This window comes from Victivallis sp. (assembly GCF_048170485.1).
Classification (GTDB): Bacteria; Verrucomicrobiota; Lentisphaeria; order Victivallales; family Victivallaceae; genus Victivallis.
The window spans coordinates 1-5,948 of sequence record NZ_DBEXAY010000262.1 but is presented as its reverse complement, the minus strand read 5'-3'; the positions used below and the strand labels follow the sequence as shown (position 1 = coordinate 5,948).

Sequence of the window (5,948 nt, the reverse complement as noted above, 5' to 3'; positions counted from 1 at the left end):
AACAAAACAGCAAGAGAATAAATGTTTCCGGAAAGTTAACTTATGTTACACACCAATGTGCACAGCTGGTACGCTCACGCCACCTCGTTCGGCAGTGCGCGCCCGTCGGTGGAGAAGATTCCGAATCTGTCGTTGCCGTTCTATCCGCGTTCCTGCGGCTGTTTTGATTACGAGAGAGGATTCCGGCGGGTGGAATCCGGCAGGCAGAAGCCGATGGTGCACCTTTTCTGGGGGGTGAGGGGGCGGGGGCGCTTCGAAACCCGGTACGGAACCTTTGATTTCCGGGAGGGGGATTTCTTCTATCTGCTTCCATTCGACAGCTGGGTGTCGGAAAGTTGTTCGTCGCCATGGATCTATCGCTGGCTTACCTTCGACGGGGAGGGGGCGCGCGCGTTCCTGGAGTCCTACCGGATTCCTCATCACCCGATCGCCGCGGGGAGATGTCCGGAACGGCTCTTCGACGAATTCGAGCAGGGGTTGCATGTCCGGACTGTTTTCGCGTGGCGGAAGATGGTGGCGCTGGTTTGCGACATTCTCGCACATGCGGTGGAGTGCAGCGAACCGGAACCGCAGGCGGAAAAAATTGTGGAGATCGCGATGGAACGCTGCCGCCTTTACCACAGTGACCCGGCATTTAACGTGAACGCGCTGGCCGAACAGCTGCAGCTCAGCCGGGTGACGTTGTTTCGTATTTTCCGTGTTGCGCTCGGCGTGACTCCGTCGGAATATATCACGGAGCTGCGCTGCGGTCACGCGCTGGAGCTGATTCGCGGCACCAGTCTGCCGATGCGGGAGATTGCCGCGCGGAGCGGATTTGCCGACCGCACCTACTTTTTCCGGGTGATCCGGAAGCGTTTCAACGCCTCGCCCCGGGAGCTCCGGATGGGGCGCGCCGGAGGCGGGGCGTTATTGCCGGAATAAGGCGAAGAGCTTTCCTCTCCGGCACTGAAACGAGAGATCGTTATTGTTCCAGCAGCAGCGTCACCGGCTTGCTGTCGGCAAAGACGATGCCGGGGATGGTCAGCGGACCGGACGGCACCTGCATGGAGGTGGTTTTCCCGTTGACGGTCACTTGGATCGTGCTGCCCGGCGCCGGACGGAACTGCTGGCGGCGGCGCAGCGTGACGTCGGCGCGGACCGGATAACGGATTTCCGGATGCGCGGCGCGGAGTGTCACTTCGCAGCGGTTCGGAGTCTCCTTCACCTCGTCGAAGGAGAGTCCCCGGTTGATCCAGCCGACGGCATCGCCCTTCTTCGGGTCGCCGTCGCCGTAATCTCTGTTGTCACTGGAGTTGCTGAAGGCGACGAATCCGCGGTCGAGCCGGTAGCGGAAAAGGTCACGGTTGTTGGGACGCATATCCTTCGGACAGGCGCTGGTCATCCCGTGATCGCCGTCGTTCCAGAACACCTGAAACGCCTGGCGCGCCTCGTTGGCCGCCCGGTAGAAGGGAGGATTGTTCACCCAGGGAATGGACCAGTCGTTGCGGCCGTTGGTGGCGAAGATGGGCGGCATGTCGATTTCGGGACGCGCGATGTTTTTCGCGCCGTTGCCGTAATCGAGCAGATCGCGCCCGTCGGGCATGCGCGCCGGATTCTTTGCGGAAAAGGGGCCACAGCTGCAGACCAGCCGGATGGCGCTCGGCGCAACTTTGTTACAGCGTTCCCAGGTATAGCTGTAAACCGGCACATCGGCGCGGACCGCGGCGAACACATCCGGAAAATGGGTCGCCAGCTGTACCGCGCCGCTACCGCCCATCGAGCCGCCGACCGCGTAGGTGCGCGCCGGGTCGGTCCCGAGATATTCCTGTGCCCAGCGGATCAGGTGGAGAATGATCCGTTCGGAGTAGTTGTCGACGCGGAACTCCGGCCCGAGGTTGCTCTCGCCGATGTTGACGTTATATCCGAGCCAGAAGGTGGAGATCGCCGGAACCTTGTCGCGGGCGTCGGCTACCTCTTTCCCCTGCATGACACGCCCGATCCAGACCCGGTCGAAGAGCTCCATCTGAACGCAGTCCCTGCGGACCGAGAGGTTGAATTTGACTGGCAGTCCTTCGCGCCAGCCGAGCGAGCGATCCAGGAAAATGAGATGAGTGCCGCGCGCCCGCCCTTTCGAATCGACGCCGGCGCCGCCGCCGCGTCCGTGAAGCTGGACAATCAGCGGCAGCCCCTTGGCACAGCCGGCGGCAAGTTTCCGGCCGCTGATCCGGATGGGAGCCGCTTTGCCCGGTGCGGTGACCGTGACCGGTGAAGCGAGCGGGAGCAGCTGCTCCGGAGCGCCGTGCAGTCCCTTCTTCCAGCTGACGGCGTAGTGGAACGTGCCCGGCTTTTCCGGCGTGTGGACATGCAGACCGGAACGTGGATCGAGCGGCTTGCCGTTCTCTTTGATGACAAATCCGGGGATAATTTTTTTGCCTTTGCCGGCATCGGCGACGTCGCCGGCGAAGATCTCCTCGCTCTTCTTGTCGTTCCCTTTGCGGACGTAGAATGAGTCGACGTCCTGCCACCAGTCGCGCGCACTGCCGGGATTGAGCAGATCGGCGACGGGTTCCGCCGACGGGAGATTTTCCCGGGTGATCGGGGCGCTGCTGCGCCAGACGGTCAGTCGGGCCTCTCGCGGCAGATCGTTCTCCTTCCATTGCAGAAAGAGCTGATTGTCGCGGTATTCCGCGCGCAGGTCGGCGAGTTCCCCGGCGGACAGAACCGCTGAAATGGTTCCGGCGGCGAGCAGGGGCAAGAACACTCTCTTCATGTCTTTTCTATCTCCTTGTTTCAGCATGATTTTTCGGAATCGTTCCGATTTCCCGGCAGTGACGGCGGATTATTCTCCTGTAGAGAACTTTTTAATTCCGCCAAAATAAGTATATCGCAAACGTGTGACATTGTCAATTAAGATAGATCAAAAATGAAACGTTTTTCTTCGTTGTGAAGCGGGAATGGCGAAATCCCCGCTTCAGACACCTCTTATTCTTTCAACTCGAACGCGTAGTGGTTGTCGGTCACGGCGATAAGACCGATCCGGGTGGATTCCCGGGGGGAGATGCGAAGCTTGTGGCGACCGCGGGTAAAATGACAGGCGCTCCGGGTCTCCTGCGGTCCGGATTGCGCCACCATGTACCAGCGTTTGCGGCCGCTTCTCGCTTCCGCAAAACTTCCGGGTATCATCGGCTGGTCGTCAAATCCGTAGAAGAAGGAGTCGTGCGCTCCGGCGGGGGAGGGAACGTCTGCCCGGACGAAGAGACCGTAGTATCCCTCTTCGGGTACGTCAAACTCGAATTCCAGGAGATATGGCGAGCCGGATTTTTCCGGTTTCCCCCGGGCCGGGAATTCCACACAGCCATCCTCTTCCGGGCCGTGAGCCGGATTCACCCGGGGGAATTTCTTCCCTTTATCCGCCGTTTCCGGATTCAGGTAGATGGCCACATCGCCCGGTTTGTGCGGTTTCAGCGGCATCTCCCAACCGGTTTCCGCGTAGACCGAGACCGGGCGCGACAGGCCATCCTCAAATCGGATCAGAAACGCGCCGTGCATCAGCGGCCGCTCCCGGAATCGTTCCGGCCGGGTCTGTATCGTGAAGGTGACCTGATCGCCCGATTTCAGCGTGCCGGAATCCGGTGTGACGGTGAACCAGTCGAAGTCGCTGTTTTTCGCAATCCGGTAACGGCCGGAAAAGTTGCTTCCCGCTACTGTCGCAACAACTTTCGCCTGAGTTTCATCTACTTTAAACCGGATTTTTTCGCAGTCCAGCCGGACCGGCAGCGGTCGTTCCGGCAACGGTCGCGGGGAGGCGCTCTGGAAGGCGCCGACATCCACCGGCCCCGGACCGGTGAAATTGGGAATCACTTTTCCGCCGCCGCGGGCCGGGGAATCCGGTGCCGGTTCGTAGCGGCCGCGGGAGGCATCCAGAAACCGTGGCGACGGTCCGCCGGGGAGCAGGTTGTTGGCGGTTTCCGCCGTGGGGCGGCCAGCGTGGGCGATACGGTTCCCCGCACCGTCGAAGATGTTGTTGTACAGAACCATCCGGTGATGTTCCAGCACGTCGGTTCCTCGCCCTTTTCCGGAAAAGGTGTTGTTGAATACGTAGGAGGCGGCGTATTTGCCGCTGCGGCGGGAGGCGGTTTTCAGAATCAGTTGTGTGGCGCCCCGTTCATCCCCCATCTCGGAGGTGAGGTTTTCATAGAGGTAGCTCGGGCCGGTCATACAGCCCTGAATGCTGACTCCGCAGAGCGCGCCTTCGAAACGGTTGCGGAAACAACGCACATTCTGTTGTCCTCCATCGAGTTCGATATTGTCGTCATTGCAGAAGATCATGAAGTTGCCGTAGATTTCGGCATCGGTGTTGAAGCCACCCTGCGGATGAAAATTCCCCCAGCCCTCGACCGCGTCGTTGAACCGGTGTTCATCGCTGCCGATGAAGTCGTTGTAGCGGAGTACGGTGTTCCGCACCATCTGCACGGCGACCGCCTCCGGACCGGCAGGATGGGCGTACAGCCAGCTGTTGGCGCGGGAGAGCGGATCGTGGATGTAGTTGCGCTCAATGACCACGTTCGCGCTGTTCTTTAGGTGAATCGCCGCGTCGAAGTTGATCCCGTAGTAATTCTTCGGCACCGGAACGCCGACCGGGAAGAACCGCCCGTTCCGGTCGAACCGTTGCACGCCGACCCGCCCCCAGCCGGCGATGTCGCAGTTGGCGATCCGGATATGCGAAGAGTTTTCCACATGAATCACATGCGACATGCCGCCGCGCACTGTCAAGTTGTCGATCAGAATGTATTCGGCATTGCGGAGGTTGATCATCGCATCGGAATTGTCGTGGGCGACGGTCTTCTCTTTGTTCGCCGCCTGCCGGGGATTGGTCAGAATGAATCCCGGCTTGGCCGTATAGCGGATCCAGCCGTCGGGACGGCCTTTCGCCGTGATTTCCAGATGGCCGTCGAAGTTGGTTTCGTCGAGCACGATAGTTCGCGCAACCGGTACGGTGCTCTTCCAGGTGCGGAACGTGCCGCGGCTCCCCGGTAAAACCATCCCCTTCGCGTCGCGCAGTTCGAACTCGTAAGCGCAATCCTCCTCCAGATGGACGATGCTGCCGCGATACTCCTTCCGGTCACGGTCGTGGACCGGCGGAATCCCGGCGCTCCACCGGGCGCAATTAAGCGGACGGAAATACGGCGTAACAGCGCCGACCGCTTCGCCGCTCCAGTAGTAGGAACATCCGCGGAAAAGTGGTATCAATCGCAAAGAGACCTCCCCCGCGAAAAGCGCAAGATTGAAATAGAACAGCATGAGGAGTGCTGATGTAACCTTTTTCATTTTGCAGATACCTTCATTTCATAAGCGGAAGTCCAATTGCCTTCCCGACCATTGATAATGCGCTGGCAGCGTCGAGTCGTGGAGACATTGCCGGCGACATAAAGGACATTTGTCTTCGCCGCGTGACGGTAGTGGACTCGACAGTTGTAGTGGCCGGGATCCAGCCATTGATCCGCTTCATTCATCATGACATTTTTACCGGTTCCATCATACAGATTGGGAAAGCGTGTCGGGTACCGCAGACGACTGACTTTGAAAGGCGGATAAGTATCATCATATGCGGTTCCGATTACCCCGATGGCGTAAGGTACATTATAGGATTTGTGTTTCTGCAGAGTGCCGCCGTTCAGCGCGATTCCTGTCGGATTGACCGGTACGGTGTTGTGAAGATAAGCCGCCTCGGGGCATACCAATATTGTTTTGGCCGAACGCTATCTGTCTCCGGCGGTTGCCGCCCCTTTGTATATGTAGGTGTCCACAAAATAGGATGGCTGATCGAAGTAACAGCACATTCCGCCGGTAGTAAGATTGACTACGCCACAGGATGCAGGACAGACATAGTCATTGAAATCGACAGAATATTGTGCGAAACAGTTGCCGAGTTGTTTGAGATTATTTGCGCAGGCGGTGGTTCTCGCTTT

5 protein-coding genes are annotated in these 5,948 nt (G+C 59.2%); 1 reads left to right on the top strand and 4 read right to left on the bottom strand.

The features are described 5' to 3' along the window. Window positions 1-42 precede the first annotated feature (42 nt). Window positions 43-921: an AraC family transcriptional regulator gene (locus tag ACMLHG_RS13765; RefSeq protein ID WP_417170860.1), complete on the top strand. Its 879-nt coding sequence runs from the start codon at window positions 43-45 to the stop codon at window positions 919-921. A gap of 40 nt (window positions 922-961) precedes the next feature. Here ACMLHG_RS13765 and ACMLHG_RS13760 read toward each other — a convergent pair whose 3' ends face one another. The 4 genes from ACMLHG_RS13760 to ACMLHG_RS13745 all read right to left on the bottom strand — a co-directional run. After that, the gene (locus ACMLHG_RS13760; RefSeq protein ID WP_417170859.1) at window positions 962-2,749 is read right to left on the bottom strand and encodes an alpha/beta hydrolase-fold protein; all 1,788 of its coding nucleotides are present in this window, start codon (window positions 2,747-2,749) and stop codon (window positions 962-964) included. Window positions 2,750-2,961: 212 nt separating this feature from the next. Next, window positions 2,962-5,307, bottom strand: a complete 2,346-nt coding sequence (locus ACMLHG_RS13755; RefSeq protein WP_417170858.1) for a right-handed parallel beta-helix repeat-containing protein — start codon at window positions 5,305-5,307, stop codon at window positions 2,962-2,964. Continuing rightward, window positions 5,304-5,495 (bottom strand): hypothetical protein, encoded by a 192-nt coding sequence (locus tag ACMLHG_RS13750; RefSeq protein WP_417170857.1) that lies wholly within the window; start codon window positions 5,493-5,495, stop codon window positions 5,304-5,306. Before ACMLHG_RS13750 ends, ACMLHG_RS13755 begins: the two co-directional genes overlap by 4 nt. 243 nt (window positions 5,496-5,738) lie before the next feature. Then, on the bottom strand, window positions 5,739-5,948 hold a 210-nt coding region (locus ACMLHG_RS13745; protein ID WP_417170856.1), incomplete at its 5' end, for a hypothetical protein.

Coding starts and splice junctions, on each gene's coding strand:
- ACMLHG_RS13750 (WP_417170857.1), bottom strand. CDS start 5,495: ATGATGAATGAAGCGGATCAATGGCTGGATCCCGGCCACTACAACTGT.
- ACMLHG_RS13760 (WP_417170859.1), bottom strand. CDS start 2,749: ATGAAGAGAGTGTTCTTGCCCCTGCTCGCCGCCGGAACCATTTCAGCG.
- ACMLHG_RS13765 (WP_417170860.1), top strand. CDS start 43: ATGTTACACACCAATGTGCACAGCTGGTACGCTCACGCCACCTCGTTC.
- ACMLHG_RS13755 (WP_417170858.1), bottom strand. CDS start 5,307: ATGAAAAAGGTTACATCAGCACTCCTCATGCTGTTCTATTTCAATCTT.